At 60.2% G+C, this 16,810-nt stretch carries 12 protein-coding genes and 1 tRNA gene; 4 read left to right on the forward strand and 9 right to left on the reverse strand.

Annotated elements, in window-relative coordinates:
* Positions 1–2: 2 nt before the first annotated feature.
* Positions 3–3,764 carry a translocation/assembly module TamB domain-containing protein gene (locus AC5JQH_RS02740; protein WP_493805250.1) on the reverse strand — a complete coding sequence of 1,254 codons (3,762 nt, stop codon included), beginning with the start codon at positions 3,762–3,764 and terminating at the stop codon, positions 3–5.
* On the reverse strand, positions 3,761–5,410 hold the full coding sequence (locus tag AC5JQH_RS02745; RefSeq protein WP_008177438.1) for an autotransporter assembly complex protein TamA: 1,650 nt from the start codon (positions 5,408–5,410) through the stop codon (positions 3,761–3,763). Before AC5JQH_RS02745 ends, AC5JQH_RS02740 begins: the two co-directional genes overlap by 4 nt.
* A 291-nt stretch (positions 5,411–5,701) precedes the next feature.
* Here AC5JQH_RS02745 and AC5JQH_RS02750 point away from each other — a divergent pair, with 291 nt between their 5' ends.
* The 3 genes from AC5JQH_RS02750 (at position 5,702) to AC5JQH_RS02760 (ending at position 8,612) form a co-directional block, all read left to right on the forward strand.
* The gene (locus AC5JQH_RS02750) at positions 5,702–6,709 is read left to right on the forward strand and encodes a hypothetical protein (protein ID WP_273071271.1); all 1,008 of its coding nucleotides are present in this window, start codon (positions 5,702–5,704) and stop codon (positions 6,707–6,709) included.
* A gap of 199 nt (positions 6,710–6,908) precedes the next feature.
* Positions 6,909–7,244 carry a hypothetical protein gene (locus AC5JQH_RS02755; RefSeq protein ID WP_039882193.1) on the forward strand — a complete coding sequence of 112 codons (336 nt, stop codon included), beginning with the start codon at positions 6,909–6,911 and terminating at the stop codon, positions 7,242–7,244.
* 129 nt (positions 7,245–7,373) lie between these two features.
* Positions 7,374–8,612: an SAM-dependent methyltransferase gene (locus tag AC5JQH_RS02760; RefSeq protein ID WP_008177432.1), complete on the forward strand. Its 1,239-nt coding sequence runs from the start codon at positions 7,374–7,376 to the stop codon at positions 8,610–8,612.
* Between the two features lie 66 nt (positions 8,613–8,678).
* Here AC5JQH_RS02760 and AC5JQH_RS02765 read toward each other — a convergent pair whose 3' ends face one another.
* From AC5JQH_RS02765 to AC5JQH_RS02795, 7 genes are all read right to left on the reverse strand, one after another.
* Positions 8,679–9,185, reverse strand: coding sequence for a phosphoketolase family protein (locus AC5JQH_RS02765; RefSeq protein WP_008177429.1), 507 nt, complete (start codon positions 9,183–9,185; stop codon positions 8,679–8,681).
* Positions 9,186–9,259: 74 nt separating this feature from the next.
* Complete coding sequence (locus AC5JQH_RS02770; protein ID WP_053112512.1) at positions 9,260–9,931, reverse strand: DUF998 domain-containing protein; 672 nt, start codon at positions 9,929–9,931, stop codon at positions 9,260–9,262.
* Positions 9,932–10,006: 75 nt separating this feature from the next.
* A complete protein-coding gene (glgP, locus tag AC5JQH_RS02775; RefSeq protein ID WP_092030846.1) occupies positions 10,007–12,553 on the reverse strand; it encodes an alpha-glucan family phosphorylase in 2,547 nt (848 codons plus the stop codon).
* 152 nt (positions 12,554–12,705) lie between these two features.
* Positions 12,706–12,978, reverse strand: a complete 273-nt coding sequence (locus tag AC5JQH_RS02780; RefSeq protein ID WP_053112513.1) for a DUF5676 family membrane protein — start codon at positions 12,976–12,978, stop codon at positions 12,706–12,708.
* 12 nt (positions 12,979–12,990) lie between these two features.
* Positions 12,991–13,182, reverse strand: a complete 192-nt coding sequence (locus tag AC5JQH_RS02785) for a hypothetical protein (protein WP_053112515.1) — start codon at positions 13,180–13,182, stop codon at positions 12,991–12,993.
* Positions 13,183–13,406: 224 nt separating this feature from the next.
* Positions 13,407–13,483, reverse strand: a tRNA-Met gene (locus AC5JQH_RS02790).
* A gap of 228 nt (positions 13,484–13,711) precedes the next feature.
* The gene (locus AC5JQH_RS02795; protein WP_075267570.1) at positions 13,712–15,049 is read right to left on the reverse strand and encodes an acetyl-CoA C-acetyltransferase; all 1,338 of its coding nucleotides are present in this window, start codon (positions 15,047–15,049) and stop codon (positions 13,712–13,714) included.
* Positions 15,050–15,359: 310 nt separating this feature from the next.
* On the opposite strand from AC5JQH_RS02795, the gene AC5JQH_RS02800 reads away from it, so the two are divergent.
* Complete coding sequence (locus tag AC5JQH_RS02800) at positions 15,360–16,775, forward strand: 3-oxoacyl-ACP reductase (protein WP_493805251.1); 1,416 nt, start codon at positions 15,360–15,362, stop codon at positions 16,773–16,775.
* Positions 16,776–16,810 lie beyond the last annotated feature (35 nt).

Here is a 16,810-nt window from a genome sequence, read left to right on the forward strand (position 1 = left end):
ACTCAGAAATCCCGGGTGTAGAAGATATCCAGGGAGGCCGCCAGCCCGCTGGCAGCCTCCAGATAGAAGTAACGGCCCAGATCGTAGCGCAGAGCGACCGTGGTGATCGGCTCGAAGATGCCGACACCGTAGCGGACACTCAGCTCATCCGTCAGATACCCGCTCGCCACCACCGAGGTCTGATCGCCGGAACCCTCCGCTTCCAGGGTGAGCTGGCGAATACCGAACTCTTCGCCAATTTGCCCCGTCACCTTGTTGGCCTGGGTCAGTCCCAGGGACAGCGCCGCCCGGCTCATCTGGCCCTCATCACCCCGGCTCTGGGGCGCCCGGCCAAGAATGACATAGGAAAGCGCCTCCGTCTGAGGCATGTCGGGGTTGGAGAATACTTCCGTCTGGGGCGACTGCACAGGGCCGGTCAGACGAATACCGGCCACGACGGTATCCACGGTGCGGACGGCCTCGATGTCCAGATAGGGCTGGGTAAGGTTGCCCACGAACAACAGTCTTGCCCGCCTGAGCTTGAGCTCCTGACCATAGGCTTCATACTGGCCATTGACCAGTTGGAGCGTGCCACGGGTATCCATGTCATTGCCAATGCGAAGAGATCCCTCCAGATCACCGGTCACGCCGAAGGCGGCAAAAGTCACCTGATCTTCTCCAACAACCACGGTCACATCCATATTCAGCGATCGGACAACGGGCTCTTCCCGTTCCACGCCGACAATGACCTCATCCTCCGAGACCGACACGGCCTGGTCCGGCAAACCCTGTATCTCGATGTCGCCTCTTGGCACTCCGACCTGTCCGGATACCTCCAGGGCCCCCTCACTGAAAACGATGGTCAGATCCGGCTCCACCTCAAGCTGCGCATAAGGCTCCAGGTTGAATGGCACACGGCTGCCGGAAATCGTGATTTCCCCCCGGGGAGACTGTTGCCAGTCGATTTCCCCATCCACAATGGTCTGGCTTCGCGCATTGCTCCGGATCCTGCCACTGATCTCGGCCGAGTAACCGCCAAACTGAACGCTGGCGATCACTTCCTCGATTGGTACCGGCAAGCGGGGATCGGAAACTCGTCCATTCACCAGGTGCAGTTCGCCGGTCACCGCCGGGTTCATCAGCGGGCCGGAGAGCAGGCCCTGGCCGTTCACCCGACCGGCAACTTCGTCCAGTCCGGAAAGCAATCCTGCAAGGGCAATATCCAGACCCTCGAGACTGAAGGAACCCTCAACGCTACGGTCGTCCGAGTTCGGATCCAGGTTCATATCCAGCGTGAAATCGCCAAGCTCGGGTCCGGAAAGACGGACCGCAAGGTCGGCTTGTCTCGGCTTCAGGCCGACCTCGGTTGTCAGGGTATTGTAGGCGAGTGACTCCCACTCGCCGTCCACCAGCAACTGGAATTGTCCCTCACCGGCGTCCAGGAAAAGGCGTCCGTCCGGACCGTCGCCGGTGGTGGTGAAATCAACCTCTCCGTTGATCCAACCGTCCCAACGTAATGTCTCTGGCAGCAAGGGAGCGAGGGCAACGGTTGGGAAGCGGTCGATACGATAGGCAATGCGGGGAACCGGGAGCAGTGTCTGGTCCTCGGCACAAACCGTACTCTCCTCCCAGCGCCAGCAATGATTGCCAAATGTGAGCTCACCATCGGCTTTGTATGCCAGGGTCGCCGGGGCCTGAAGCCGCCATTGCTGGGACTGTTCCGGAAGGTCAATCAGGCCGCGGGACAGCTCTCCCTGCCAGGTTCTCCAGTCAGCGCCGGCCTCTCCTGCGAAAACCAGCTCAAGGTCAGCCTCAGCATGACGTGCACCGATGCTCACGGTGTGCTTTCCCTGGGTGCCATTGGCTTCCAGAGTGAGCGTTTCAAGCTCTTGCCCGAACCCGTTGAGGTTCTCCGCCTGCAAACGGCTGACAAGGCGCATGCCGTCCTGCAGATCGGCCTCAAGACTGAGGGTTTCAATGGCGAGCTTATCCTGCCAGCCCAGGTTTTTGCCACTTGCACTCAGCTCGCCCCTCGGGCGCTCTGGTGTTCCCTCCGCCGTCAGAGTGGCTTGCAGATTCCCCGTCAGGCCAGGCAGGACAATTTCCGGCGCGGGCAGGTTCAGAGCCAGATCACCACGCAGAACGTCGCCCCAGGTACCGCTACCCTCAATACGGTTGTCACCCACCAACAACTGCAGGTCGGATAGCTCCCAACTGCCTGATGAGGTATCTAGCCGTCCCTGCAGAGACGCGGGATTGGAACGCCAGTCGCCCTCAAGATCCCATCCGGCATTCATGGCAGGTACCGGTCCATCCCCGAGTTGTCCCTCGGTCGTCACATCACCGCTGAGACTGGCTTCCAGTACAGGTACCCAATAACCGGGATTGAAGTCCTTCAGGCGCAAGGCCGCCTGCCAGGAAAGCGGCCCGGAAAAGTTCACCGAGCCGTTGCCGGTAAGAGACCCGGCGCCTGTGCTGACGGTCAGGTTGGTCAGTGTGGCCTGCCCGGCATCGCCATCCACCGTGGTGGTCAGTTCCGCGTTGCCCTGGGGACCCTCGACACCGGCTTGAAGCTCTGCATGGTAGTTCCCCTCACGCCAGGACACGGTGCCATCCAGGGAACGAAGGGTTACCACTGGCGGCTCAAAGCCCGGGATCAGCGTATACCAGGGAAATCCGCGCAAACGGATGTCGGCACTGGCTTCGAGGCCCTCGCTCCAGGAGACATTGCCATTGGCCACCACAGTGTCTTGCCCTGCACCATTCTCCTTGTCTGCGGCCAACTCGATCCGGATGTTCTCCGCCGCACGAGTCGTCGCCAGGCCCTCCAGCGTCAGCCGTACCGGGCCTGTCGTGCCCGGAAGCGTAGCTTGCCCCCGGGTGCGAAAACCCTGCTGAAGGCTACCCCTGGCGTCCACAGACCAATCATTGAACACAAGGGTCTCCGGCAGCGCCTGCGCTGCGCGGAACTGATCCGAGGTTAGCCTCAACTGTGCCGGCAGGGCCGGATCGAGCGGCTCGACTTCCCCCGAGAGTTCAGCATCCAGGTAGCCACGGCTGGATGCAGCGACCATCAGGTCCCGAACGCTGCCGGAGAGCCGGGCGTCGAGAAGCCACTCGTCTCCATAAGGCGGCGGGATGTCCGCTTTGACTTCCAGATTGACAGGCCAGTCCCGGCGGGTTTCTATCCGGCCAGCGGCGGACACCGTGTACTCACCCAGCTGATACCAGGCGCGCTTTATGTTCCAGGCGGCGCCCGACCCTCCGGCGTCCAGCTCAAACCGGTCCCAGACTCTGTTGCCGTTGAAGGTAAAAGGCCCGAGCCGGACGCCACTGATATTCAGCGCCAGCGGCAGGTCCACGCCCGGCAGTGTAATGGGGCTCCCGCCTTCGGCTTTGTCCGCCGGGGGCAACTGCGAGACTTCGAGCGTCTCTGCTTCCAGATTCTCAATACAGAGCTGTTTTCGGAACAGACAGGAAGGGGACCAGTCCACGAGTGGCGACTCAACGACCACTTCGACCCCGTAACCACGCCATTGCAAGTGGTCGGCCTGCCACCGACCAAACAGAGATCCCCGGTCATTTTCCACCTGAAGCCCTGGCACCTGTTCTATAACCCAGGCGGTTCCCGTCTCAGAGCGCAGGGCCAGCAAAACAGCGGCCACCACAAGGACAGGCACGAGAATCAATACCGCCAGCCCTACCAACAGCCAAAACCGGAGGCGGCGCGGGCGTGCCGATGGCTTGTGCGGCCTGTCGTCCGAAGTTTCCGGTGTCCTCGTCACAGCTCAGGCCCCATGGAAAAGTGAATGCGCCAATCCCCGCCAAATTCACGATCCAACCCTTTGGCGATGTCCAGCCTCAACGGCCCGACCGGGCTGATCCAGCGTATGCCGACACCAGCGCCGGTGGCCAGCGGGTCGCTCGGATTGTTGATCGCGTTGCCGTGGTCGACGAACATGGCGGCACGCCATTTGTCCGCAAACTGATACTGATACTCGGCACTGCCAACCATCAGGAAGCGTCCGCCCACCGGCACGCCGTTATCATTCTCTGGCGACAGGGTTTCATAGCCATACCCTCGCACACTCTGGTCACCGCCAGCGAAGAAACGCAGGGATGGAGGCACATCTTCAAACCGGTTGGTTGCCACAGCCCCCGCCTGCAGACGACCCAGAAACCGGTGCTTGTCCGCCAGCGTAAACAGCCCCTTGACCAGTGCGTTTACATGAAGGATATCCACATCGGACAGCGCCGCCCGATGCGAACCGGTAACATCGAACTGCAGGCGATAGCCCCGGGATGGGTCCAGTGGCGAGTCCGTGTGTATTTTCGAGTATCCCGCACCGGGCAGCAGGAGTGTGCTTGTGCCTTTCTCGTCATTGCCGATGTTAAAGCGCTCACCTTCCCAACGCAGCGACAATATCTGTAGCCAGCCGTTATCCAACTGATGCTGCCACTGCTGCCCCAGGCTCAGAAGTTCCGATTCCACATTCTCGATGTCCTCGCGCTGGTAACCGGCGCTCAGGCGGATCAGGTCGGTCATGGGCGGATCCAGGGGCAGCTCGTACCAGGTACTCAGGTTCTGCCTGGGTACCGAGAGTTCTGTCTCGGCGCCCCGCTTGTGCCCCATGGGATTGATCCAGTGTTCCCGCCAGTTTCCACGGAACCTGGGTCCGACATCGGTCGAAAACCCCACGCCCGCCGCCACAGAGCGGGCCTCGCGCCGGGTGAGATCAACGCGGACCGGAATCACGCCGTCCTCGGCACTACCCGGTGAGGCATCGATATCAACACTGCTGAAATAGCCGCTGTTCAGGAGATCCCGGTTGAGCCTTGCTACTTCATCAGCATGGAAGGGTATACCTGGCTCGAAAGAAACGAACTGCTCCAGTAGACCGATCTCGAACCAGTGTCCCTCGGCAAAGGTTACCTCTCCGAGCCGGTACCTTTCGCCGCTATCATAGATAAGCGTAACCGCAGCGCTTCGGGTTGCCGGATCCACTTCCAGGGTACGGGTAACAAATGTGCCGTCGAAATAGCCACGCCGTCGGGCACGGGTCTGGATGGTGTCTCGCAGGCTGGCATATTGACCGTGGTTGAGAATGTCGCCTTCCGCCGGGTGCTCTGGCAGATCGGCGTTAAACCGTTCATCTGACGCAGCTGCCCCCCTGATCTCCACGGTCCGGGACGTAACTCGCACCGGCTCCCCCGGTGTAATGGACAGAACGAGCGTTGCCGTTGTGTCGGAACCACCCTCTTCAATCCGCCAATCAATCAACGGGCTGTAATACCCGAGCGCCCGCAATGCCTCCTCGGCCTGACCAACGGCCGTGGGGGCATAACGCCTGAGATTACTGGCACTGCGGCCTTCAACCTCCCCGATAAACGCCTGGGCATTTGATTTCAGATCCGGGTAGTCTCCCTCCATGTTCACGACGACCTGTTGCGCGCAAACCCACGACGGCAGCCAGCAGAGCAACAAGATCAAAAGCCGGACCCGGCCCGAATTCACGACTTGATAGATTGATAGCATCCGGCTATTTCAGTGTTGGTGGTAACAAGAAGGATTTCCGTTCAAGCGTGGGAGTTTAATGGCAGACGGTCAAGTTAATCCATGGTTGGCCAATCGGCCGGCGTTAACCGGCCTCAGGGCGAGTCGTTTGTGGCCTCGAAATAAGCTAACCTGTCAGATACTTAGCAACAGACCGGGCCTTGGCGAATGCTGAAGATAAATCGAGAAAACCTGAAATCCAGCCACCAGCTTGTCTGGTTCATCATTGATTTCCTCATGCTGGGCCTGCTGATTATCAACCTGGCGTTCATTATCTGGGACTCGATCTACAACTTTGTCGCCGTTCAGGATCTGCTGAAGGAACATGCGCCAGCCATCCAGTCCGCCTACCACCCCATCCACGAACGCTTCATCTTTTACGATCTGATCTTCGTCAGCATCTTCCTGACCGAGTTCTTTGTTCGCTGGGGTTACGCCATCAAGGCAAGGGTCTACGACCGCTGGTACTTTTACCCGTTTATTCACTGGTATGACCTGGTGGGCTGTATTCCGGTGGGAAGCCTGCGTTTCCTCCGTATCCTCCGTGTGATCTCCATCATCTATCGACTGCACCAGTACAAGATCATTGACGTTACGAACACCAAGATTTACCGCTTCGTGAATTTCTATTACGAAGCCTTTATGGAAGAGCTCTCTGATCGCATTGTGCTGAAGGTGCTGAGCGGCGTGCAGCAGGAGGTCAAACTGGGCTCTCCGCTGTTCGACAAGATCCAGAAGGACATTCTCTATCCCCGACGGGACATGCTCTCCGACTGGATTTCCAAACGGGTTGCCGAGGCGGCCCAGGAAGGCTACGTACCCAATCGCGGAGCCCTCAGGAGCTACCTGGAAGACAGAGTGGATAATGCCCTCAAACAGAACCTGGAGCTGTCACGACTGAACTATCTTCCGGTGGTGGGCCCCACCATTCAGGAAACCCTGGAAGAAGCGGTCGGCGACATCGTTGCCCACGTGATCCACCAGATCCTCGAAGACCTGGCCTCAGCCTCCAATCATGCCTTCATTGAAGACATCGTGAATGTTTTCCTGCCGACACCCGGTGAAGTGAAAGCCGACGACGCCCAGAACGAGGCCTTGATTAACCTGATTATCGAAATCATCGACGCAGTCAAGGACCAGGTGAACGTAAAACACTGGCGATCAGAGCTGCCCTGACTCGCTGGCGACAGGCCTTAAGACCAACAAAAAAAGAGAACATCCATGGATGTACAAGACACCCCGACTCATTATCAGCCGGCCCATGAGCTCCTGAAACAACTGGAGGCCGGCACCCTGACCAGCGAGGCACTGATTACCGCCTTACTGGAAAGAATCCGGGACCAGAACCCTGCCATCAACGCGATTGTGGCGCTGGATGAACACAGCGCACTGGCCAGCGCCCGCGAAGCGGATAAGCAACGCGCGCTCGCTGGTTTCCTTCCGCGGCCACATCCCCGGCCCGCCCGGCACCCAGTCCCGACCGGATCTGGTCGAGGGCGGCCCCATGGCCCGCAATGCCCGGGTCGGTTTATGGCTGGAGGATCCGCTGTGCCCGGTGGAGCATGAGCTCACCGGGGGTTATCGCACCCTGGGCAACTCCCTGGCCGACAGGGGCGCCCTGGTGAACCTGGATATCGATCCGGGCCGAAGTAAGCCAAGATCATCCGGAAATACAGGAGTACGTCCGGATGGCCGGAAAAGACTTCCGTAGTTCCGGTAACTCCTGCAAGCGTCGCAGTTTCCGATAAGGTTTGACGAACAGCAGTTGCCTAATAAATGATAGTCCACCTACTTTTTAACCCACTGAAACTTGCTGGGAACAGCGTAAGGATGGAAAGGCATGAGCAGGGAATCCTTGCCGGAAGGCGGGCACCTGGGGTCCCGGGAAAAGCCAACGGGAAAGACGAGCGCAATTCACCGTAATCTTTTCCTGCAGGCGCTGAAATCTCTTCAGTTCGGTTCGTTATCGCTTACATGGCCGGATGGAAAGACGACCCGCCATGAAGGAAAACAAGACGGTGTGCATGCGGAAATGGCATTGCTGCAGTGGGATGTCATCGATCACCTGATCACCCACGGTGACGTGGGATTGGGCGAAGACTACATGGCAGGCAAATGGTCCACACCCGACTTGCTTGCCCTGATGCGCCTTGCCGCAGGCAATATCGTTGTTTTTGATCGGGTTTTGCACACCAGCGTATGGCTCAGGTTATGGCACTGGTGCAGGCACCGGTTGTCTTCCAATACACTGAAACGCAGCCGTAAGAACGTCCAGGAGCACTATGATTTAGGCAACGACTTTTATCAGCTCTGGCTGGACCGGAGCATGACATACTCCTGCGCCCTGTTTGACGGCAATACGTCCCTCTCGCTTTACGAGGCCCAGAAAGCGAAATATGAACGCATCCTTCAGCGACTGGCACCGGAACCGGGAAGCCGCATTCTGGAAATAGGCTGTGGCTGGGGTGGTTTCATGGAAATCGCAGCCACACACGGATGCCATGTGACCGGTGCGACCCTGTCCGGCGAACAGGCGGATTATGCCCGCCAGCGACTCGAGTCCGCCGGACTGGCGGAAAATGCCGAGGTTCGTTTACAGGACTACCGGGAGCTGTCCGGCCCCTTTGATTACCTGGTATCAATCGGGATGTTTGAGCACGTTGGCGAATCGTACTGGCCCGCCTACATGAGGGATGTGCACGACTACCTGAGACCTGGCGGCAAGGCAATGATACAGACCATTACCATTGCCGAGGAGCGATTTGAGCGATATCGCTCCGGCAACGACTTTTTGAGGGAACATATTTTCCCCGGTGGTATGCTGCCTTCCAGAAAGCGTTTTGAAGCTGTTGCCGCCGATAGCGGCCTGGTGGTGAACGATGTGTTCGAATTCGGGCAGGATTACGCCATTACGCTGGAAAAATGGCTGGCGAACGTCGACGAACAGATACCGGCGATACGGGCGCTCGGGTACAGCGAGATGTTCGTGCGAAAGTGGCGGTTTTACCTGGCCAGCTGTGCCGGTATGTTTCGCGCCGGAGGTATCAATGTGATGCAGGTGGAGTTAAGCCGGGAGTAGCGACCCGGCTTTTCCGCAGCGACGAGCGTTATTGGCTGCAGGCATGGGAGCCTGTAGCCATGGGAATTATTCTTGACTTCGGGTGGGGTCCGCGGTTGCCCCCCAGCGCCATTGGGTAATCTCCGGCATATCCACGCCGTGCTCGATGATGTGATGCCGATGCTCGATCAGCCGGTCACGCAGCCATTGCTTGAGATAGGCGGCCCGTGACCCCAGTTGCGGAACCCGATCAATGACATCCGCCACCAGGTGGAAACGGTCCATGTCATTGCGCACCACCATGTCGAACGGCGTGGTGGTGCCTTCCTCCTTGTAGCCACGCACGTGGAGGTTCTTGTGATTGGTGCGCCGGTAGGTCAGGCGATGGATCAGCCAGGGATACCCGTGATAGGCGAAGATGATCGGTTTATCGGTCGTGAACAGGGTGTCGAAGTCCTTGTGTGACAGCCCGTTCGGGTGTTCCGCCTGGTCCTGCAGGGTCATGAGATCCACCACGTTGATCACACGCACCCTGAGCTCGGGCAGGTGGCGGCGCAGAATATCCACCGCCGCCAGGATCTCCAGAGTCGGCACGTCGCCGGCGGGCTCGGCCCGGCACTGGCTTGTTCGGTTTGTATAGGTTTTTCAAGATCAGGTCCTCCACAAAGTCAGGGATAGGAGTGCTTCAGGTCAGGCTCAGGTTTCTGTTGCGGCCGGATGACCTGCAGGCAAGCCCAAACTTCCCAGACCAGGAAAACCGCCAGCGCGACACGCTCCGCCAGGCCCGGCGCGATATCCAGTTGAATGGCGATCACGAACGCCGTCACCGCCGTCGCCGCGATCACCGACAGCACCAGCGAGGCGGCGCGCTGGCGGCGCCAGTCGAGCTGACGGCGAAAGGCCGCTGAAAACACGAACAGCGCGGCGAGTTCCAGTGCAAACGCCAGGCTGGCTGCCCCCCGGTGTATCTGCCCGGGCAGGTTCGGCGCCTGGCCGGGTGCCTCGATGGGAAACAACGCCGCCAGCAGGATACCGACCGCGGCCAGGCCGAACAGCAGTACCGACCAGGTCCGCAGCGGCCCCGGGCGCAGCGCGCCGCGCAGGGCCAGGGTCAGCGCCAGGTTACCCCAGCCATGCACGAAGGCGCCAACCATGAACAGCCAGCCAAACGGCTGGTTAGCCAGGTCGCTGACATAATCGCTGGTCCAGTCGACCCCGCTGCCGGTCAGGTGCAGGGCGATAATTGCCGCCCCGAACACCGCAACCCCCGCCAGCCCCAGCAGCGCAAGCCTGCGCACCGGCCATGAAAACCTGTGTTCCCTGGTCATACGTGCTTTCATCTCTCCTGAGTGTCTCCTGCGCGCCAGGACACCAACCCGACTCGCGATCTTCCTGGATGCGCGATACCCGCCCGCTCACCGTTGCCAAAGGATGTGAGCAGCTTCCAGGGGGATCGCCACACCATTGTGATGCGGCATGAGTCGCGCGGTATAGTCTGTCGCCGGGCGGGCCGCAGGGGCTGCTGCGCGATAGCTGTAGCCGCTTTCGCCGTCCGTCGGTTGCCGCAGGCGCTGCATCTCCACCCGTTCAGGTGCGCTACCGTCCCTGCCGTCGGCGTAGAGCTCAACCCGCACGGCCTCCGGATCAAGGTCTCCGAGGTAGACCTGAACCTCGAAGAGGTGTTGTTCACCGTCAGGCTCGACCTCAACGTCGCCGAAGCGTATCGCGGCCCATTTGTGATCCAGCGCGTGCCGCCATTCAACCAGTTCCGCGCCGACTCCCCCTTTGCCAGCGGCCCGCTCACGGTATGCAGCGGCAGCCGGGAGGTAGTGTTGCTCGGTGTATTCGCGCACCGTACGGTTGGTAGAAAAGCGCGGTGTCAACCGCGCCATGCTCTCGCGCATCCGGTTCACCCAGGCGGAGGGAATGCCTTGTTCATCACGCGTATAGAACTCGGGGATCACTTCGCGTTCGAGCAGGTCGTACAGCGCATCGGCTTCAGCCGCATCCCGGAACGGATCATCGCCATGTTCCTGGCCGTCCCCCAGTGCCCAGCCCACATCCGGAGTGTAGGCTTCCGCCCACCAGCCGTCCAATTCCGACAGATTGATACCACCATTGACAAGCACCTTCATGCCACTGGTGCCACTCGCCTCCCAGGGCCGGCGCGGCGTGTTGAGCCAGACATCCACGCCCTGCACCAGGTGCTCACCCAAGTGCATGTCATAGTCGCTCAGGAAGATCACACGGGCGCGCACCTCGGGCCGCTGGATGAATTGCATCCATTGCCGGATCAGGGCCTGGCCCGCCCGGTCCTGCGGATGAGCCTTGCCGGCCATAATGAGCTGCACCGGGCGCTGCGGGTCAGTCAGCAGGCGCAGCAGGCGCTCCGGGTCATGCAGCAGCAGGTTCGGCCTCTTATAGGTGGCGAAGCGGCGGGCAAAACCCAGCGTCAATACCCCGGGATCAAACAGCTGGTTCGCAGTATCAGCGGCCTCGGGCGCCTCGCCGGAGGCGGCCAGTTGCCGGGACAATCGATCACGGACGTAGTCAACCAACGCCTTACTGGCCGCCGTGCGGAATTGCCAGAGACGGGCGTCAGAGAGGGCGCGAATGTGCTGCTCATGGGTTTCCGTGGTCCCCAGCCAGCGTTCCTTGCCACAGGCCTCGGTCCAAAGATCATCCGCCGCCGCCGAGTCCCAGGTCGGCATGTGAACGCCGTTGGTCACGTGCGTAACCGGCACCTCATCCACGGGCCAGCGCGGGAACAGCGGCGCAAACAGGTGCCGGCTCACCTTGCCGTGCAGGCGACTTACGCCATTCACCGCCCCGCTGCCGCGGATCGCCAGGTACGCCATATTGAAATCCTCGGCCGGATCGTCCGGATTCCGGCGGCCCAGCGCCAGCAAATCGTCGAGCGTAATGCCGAGCTGGTTGCTTGCGTAGCCACCCAGGCAGTGCTCGATGAGGCCTGGTGGGAAACGGTCGAAGCCAGCGGCCACCGCCGTGTGGGTGGTGAAGAGATTGCCCGCGCGCGTGGCGGCCAGCGCAACGCCGAACGGCTGACCGGTCCGCTGCATGAAGTGGCGGGCGCGCTCCAGCACGGCCAGAGCCGCATGCCCTTCGTTCAGGTGGCAGACTTCCGGTTCGATACCGAGCGCGGCGAGCAACCGCCAGCCGCCAATCCCGAGGATCACCTCCTGCATCAGGCGTTGATCCGGCGCGCCCCCGTAAAGCTCACTGGTTATTCCCCGGTACGGCGGGTAGTTCGCCGCATCGTTGCTGTCCAGGAGGTAAAGCTTCACACGGCCCACCTGGACCTGCCAGGCGCGCAGCCAGATCGGGTGGCCGGGCAGGCCGAGCTGTATCCGCAGCCACTCCCCGTTGGAATGACGCAACGGCATGATTGGCAACTGGCCGGGATCGTTATACGGGTAAAGCGCCTGCTGTGCACCGTCCCGGTCGATCAGCTGGCGAAAATAGCCTTGCTGGTAGAGAAGCCCCACGCCAATCACCGGAACACCCAGATCGCTGGCGGCCTTGAGCTGATCGCCCGCCACGTTGCCCAGCCCGCCGGAATAAATGGGCAGGGCCTCGCTCAGCATGAACTCCATGCTGAAATAAGCGGCACAGGTTAAAGGCGGCCGCGGGTAGGTTTGCTGAAACCACGCCGGCGCCCGAGCGGCATCTCGCCTGGCCTGCACCAGGTCCCCGACGTCTTTACGGAACGCCGGATCGGCCAGAAGTCCCTGGAGCTTCTCCCGCGAGACCGTCTGCAGAACGACCCAGGGGTTACGTGTGGCTTGCCACAACTCGGGATCCAGCTGCCGCCACACCTGGTCGGTCGCATGATTCCATGACGAACGCATATCCAGGGCCAGCTCGGCCAGGGCATCAAATCCCTCGACATCCGTATGCAGTGGGCCGTATAGCAGCTGGCTGACAGGGGTTTCATTGTTCATGGGGTCTCCTTCCTTATTAAGACCGGGGCCTGCGTCCGTTGATAGCCCTTGCGCCGCCGCTCACCTGCGCCGCGGCTCACCAGAGTGGTGCCCCTGCCAGGGTCAGTTGTGCTCCGGGGGATTAAACCGTGGTTGCGTGGACGGGGGCGGACTCAGTCCCCACTTTGCTTGGCATCGAAGTAACGGTGAAGTCGATTGTAGATCGGGCAGAACACCAGCCCGGCATAGGCGCCATATAGGAAACTCTCAATCAGGCCGACCACAAATCCCCACCAGGTCAGCCACTTGAATCCCGGCAATACCTGCTCAAGAAACGCATGCATATGCAGGCTTTGGGGCGTTACCAGTCCATAGATAACGCAGACAATGAAGGTGACCGCTGCGAACAACCCCAGCGCCCAGGTAACCAGTTTCGTGTTAAGCATGTTCCACTCCCATCAATGGCGATGACCCGAGGGTCGGTCCTGATTGCTGTCCGGTTTGTCCGGCTTGTCCGTCTTGTCGGACGCGCCATGTCCGCCGTGCCCGCCTCCGCCGTGACCACCATGCCCACCGTGACCGAACATGTGCATGGCCACGAACAGGATGCCGATAACCACCCAGAACCAGTTTTCCGCTAACCATTCCATATAACCCTCCTCCGTCTGCGGTTGCGCCCGACTGCCATTGTGTGATCTCCGGAGCGGGCATGCATCTCCAGCGAGATAAGCAAACCACAGTCACCTGAGTTCAACCTGAATTATTGGAGCGAACCGGATCGGGATTTGACCTCAATCAAGTCAGGAATGGGAAACTTTCTGCGGACAAATAAAAAAGGCAGACCAGTAGCTTACTGATCTGCCTTTCTCTTAGATGGTAGCGGGGGCTGGATTCGAACCAACGACCTCCGGGTTATGAGCCCGACGAGCTACCAGACTGCTCTACCCCGCATCAAACTTTTCATCAATTCTTTCTACTGAGTCCGCCTCTTGGTCGGGCTCATAAGCCGAAGGTCGATGACTCCCTCCGGCTTTCTCGGGATTGGGAGCCCGACGAGCTACCAGACTGCTCTACCCCGCATCAAACTGGTTGTTGCTCAGGGAACCCCTGATCAACGTGGCGCGCATGATAAGGGCTGAGCCTGGCACTGTCAAAGGAAAGTTCCGGTTTTCCGGAAACTTACCGCTCCAGAATCGCTGTTACCCCCTGCCCGCCTGCGGTGCAGATGGAGATCAGGCCGCGGCCACTGCCCTTTTCCTCCAGCAACTTGGCCAGGGTCGCAATGATGCGCCCGCCGGTGGCGGCGAACGGATGGCCGGTGGCCAGGCTGCTGCCTTTTACATTGAGTTTGTCCCGGTCGATGCTGCCCACCGGCTTGTCCAGCCCCAGACGGTCCTTGCAGAAGGCGGGATCCTGCCAGGCTTTCAGAGTACACAGCACCTGCGAGGCGAAGGCTTCGTGGATCTCGTAGAAATCGAAATCCTGAAGTGTCAGCCCCGCTTTTTCCAGCATCCGGGGTACGGCGTAAGCTGGCGCCATCAGCAGCCCCTCTTTCTTGTCCACAAAATCCACCGCTGCCACCTCGGAGAACGTCAGCCACGCCTTCACCTCATGGTTATTCTCTTTCGCCCACTCCTCACTGGCCAGCAGCACGCAGGAGGCGCCATCAGTCAGCGCCGTGCTGTTGGCCGCCGTCATGGTGCCGTTGTCCCGGTCAAACACCGGCTTGAGCGTCGCCAGCTTCTCAAGGGTTGTATCCGGCCGCAGAATATTGTCCTTGTCCAGCCCCGCCAGCGGCGTCAGCAAATCTTTAAAGAACCCCTCTTCATAGGCCTTGGCAAGCTTCTGATGACTCTCCCAGGCCAGCCTGTCCTGATCTTCCCGGGGAATGTCCCACTCCCTGGCCATCACCTGGGCATGCTCCCCCATGGACATGCCGGTGCGAGGCTCCCGGTTCTCCGGAACCAAGGGCACGAGGTGCGCGGGCCGGAACCGCGCCAGAATCTTCAACCGCTCGCCGGTGGTTTTGGCCCGGTTCAGATCCAGCAGAATCTCCCGAAGCCCCTCGCTTACACCAATCGGCGCATCGGACGTGGTATCGGTACCACCGGCAATACCACATTCGATCTGCCCCAGGGCAATCCTGTTGGCCACCAGAATGGCTGCCTCCAGCCCCGTCCCGCAGGCCAGCTGAATATCATAAGCCGGTGTCTCCGGCGCCAGACCACAACTCATCGCCGACTCCCGGGTAAGGTTAAAATCCCGGGAATGCTTGATCACCGCCCCTGCCGCCACTTCCCCGAGGCGCTTGCCCTGAAGACTGTACCGATCCACCAGCCCCCGCAGCGCGGATGTCAGCAACTCCTGGTTACTGATCTTGCTGTAGGCGGTATTGGACCGCGCAAACGGAACCCGGTTACCACCCAGCACTGCTACGCGGCGAATACCCGAAGGGGCTGTGCTGGTCTTTTTTGAAGTAGCGGTTTTCTTGCGTGGAGTTTTCGATGCTTCTGCCATGATCAATCCAATCCTTTTGCGGAAAATTTCATTGCCGGATGGAGCATTGGGGGCTGGCCTCCCAAAACCGTGCGGAGCCATGGATGGCGGAGCCGAGCGTACAAGGACGTATTCACAGCGTGTTTTGGGAGGCCAGCCCCCAATGCTCCCTGCACCCAGGCTGGCAACAAGTGTAGCGACAACGCACAATGCCTCATTGGCACCCCTGACAACACCCTACAGGCATTGAGTCAATCCAAAAACTGTCCGATTCTTTACCCTGTAGACAATCCGCATCCAGAGAACCGATTGCAACCACAAGGAAGCCCCCATGTCCGACCTCTATCTTAGACTGGTAAACACCCCCGTTGGTAGAACCGCCGCACAATCCCTTGGTCTCCCCGCGCCCGCGCCACTGAAGCGCCTGAAGCGCCTGAAGCGCACCGACCAGCCATTTATCGAAGGCAAGGTGCTCATCGGCGCCGCCAACGGCGGAAAAGCCATTGCCACTTTAGGCAGTATTCTCGGCGCCAGCGCGGCCACCCTTCATCACGCCAGCGAAAGCAATCGCCTGGCGGACTCATCGAAAGCCGGCAACAAAGCCCGGCCGCTGGACCTGGCCTCCGACATCAACCAGCAGTTTTCGGCGCTGGTGTTTGACGCCACCGGCCTGAAAGGTCCGGCCGACCTGCGGGCACTATACGACTTCTTCCACCCCACCATCAAAAAACTGGGCAGCAACGCCCGCGTTCTGGTAATCGGCCAGAATCCCGCCAGTTGTCGCAAGGCGCCGCAGGCCGCCGCGCAACGGGCACTCGAAGGCTTCGTACGCAGCGTTGGCAAGGAAATCGGCAAGAAAGGCTCCACGGCGAACCTACTGTGGATGGCCCCAGGGGCAGAGAAGCAACTGGATTCCAGCGTGCGGTTCTTCCTGTCTGCCCGCTCTGCCTATGTGTCCGGCCAGGTCGTGAAGGTCGGCAAAGGCAACGCTGCCCCTGCCACCAATCCCGTCGCACCACTGACTGGAAAGGTGGCACTGGTCACCGGAGCGTCCAGGGGTATCGGTGCTGCCATTTCTGAAACCCTCGCCCGGGACGGCGCCACCGTGATCGGCCTCGACATTCCGCCGGCCATGGAAGAACTGGAAAAGGTCACATCCGCTATCAACGGGAAGGCTCTGGCCTGCGACATTACCGACGACAAAGCACCAAAGTTGATCGCCGACTTCATCGAAGAGCATTTCGGCGGCGTCGACCTGGTCATTCACAATGCCGGCATCACCCGCGACAAGACCCTTGGCAACATGCCGGAGCACTTCTGGGATATGACCATCGCAGTCAATCTGACCGCGGAGGAGTTGATCGACGAGGAACTGGCAAAGCGGGAGCTCATGAAAGAAAACGGACGCATTGTCTGTATTTCCTCCATCAGCGGCATCGCCGGCAACTTCGGACAGACCAACTACTCAACCGCCAAGTGCGGAGTGATCGGCTACGTGGAAGCCATGGCCCGGCAACTGAAAAACGGCATCACCATCAACGCCGTCGCCCCCGGGTTTATCGAAACCCGGATGACCGCCGCCATGCCGGTCACCATCCGAGAGGCCGGTCGTCGGATGAACAGCTTGTCCCAGGGCGGGCAACCGGTGGATGTGGCCGAGGCCATCGCCTGGTACTGCAGCCCTGCCTCCAATGGAGTGAATGGCAATGTTGTGCGCGTTTGTGGGCAGTCTTTGATTGGAAAGTAAAAAAGGGCCGATCCTCGCGGATCGGCCCTTTTTTG

Source organism: Marinobacter sp. H13 (assembly GCF_059072335.1).

Coding starts and splice junctions, on each gene's coding strand:
- AC5JQH_RS02745 (WP_008177438.1), bottom strand. CDS start 5,410: ATGGAGGGAGACTACCCGGATCTGAAATCAAATGCCCAGGCGTTTATC.
- AC5JQH_RS02770 (WP_053112512.1), bottom strand. CDS start 9,931: ATGAAAGCACGTATGACCAGGGAACACAGGTTTTCATGGCCGGTGCGC.
- AC5JQH_RS02795 (WP_075267570.1), bottom strand. CDS start 15,049: ATGGCAGAAGCATCGAAAACTCCACGCAAGAAAACCGCTACTTCAAAA.
- AC5JQH_RS02800 (WP_493805251.1), top strand. CDS start 15,360: ATGTCCGACCTCTATCTTAGACTGGTAAACACCCCCGTTGGTAGAACC.
- glgP (WP_092030846.1), bottom strand. CDS start 12,553: ATGAACAATGAAACCCCTGTCAGCCAGCTGCTATACGGCCCACTGCAT.
- AC5JQH_RS02780 (WP_053112513.1), bottom strand. CDS start 12,978: ATGCTTAACACGAAACTGGTTACCTGGGCGCTGGGGTTGTTCGCAGCG.
- AC5JQH_RS02755 (WP_039882193.1), top strand. CDS start 6,909: ATGAACACAGCGCACTGGCCAGCGCCCGCGAAGCGGATAAGCAACGCG.
- AC5JQH_RS02760 (WP_008177432.1), top strand. CDS start 7,374: ATGAGCAGGGAATCCTTGCCGGAAGGCGGGCACCTGGGGTCCCGGGAA.
- AC5JQH_RS02785 (WP_053112515.1), bottom strand. CDS start 13,182: ATGGAATGGTTAGCGGAAAACTGGTTCTGGGTGGTTATCGGCATCCTG.
- AC5JQH_RS02750 (WP_273071271.1), top strand. CDS start 5,702: ATGCTGAAGATAAATCGAGAAAACCTGAAATCCAGCCACCAGCTTGTC.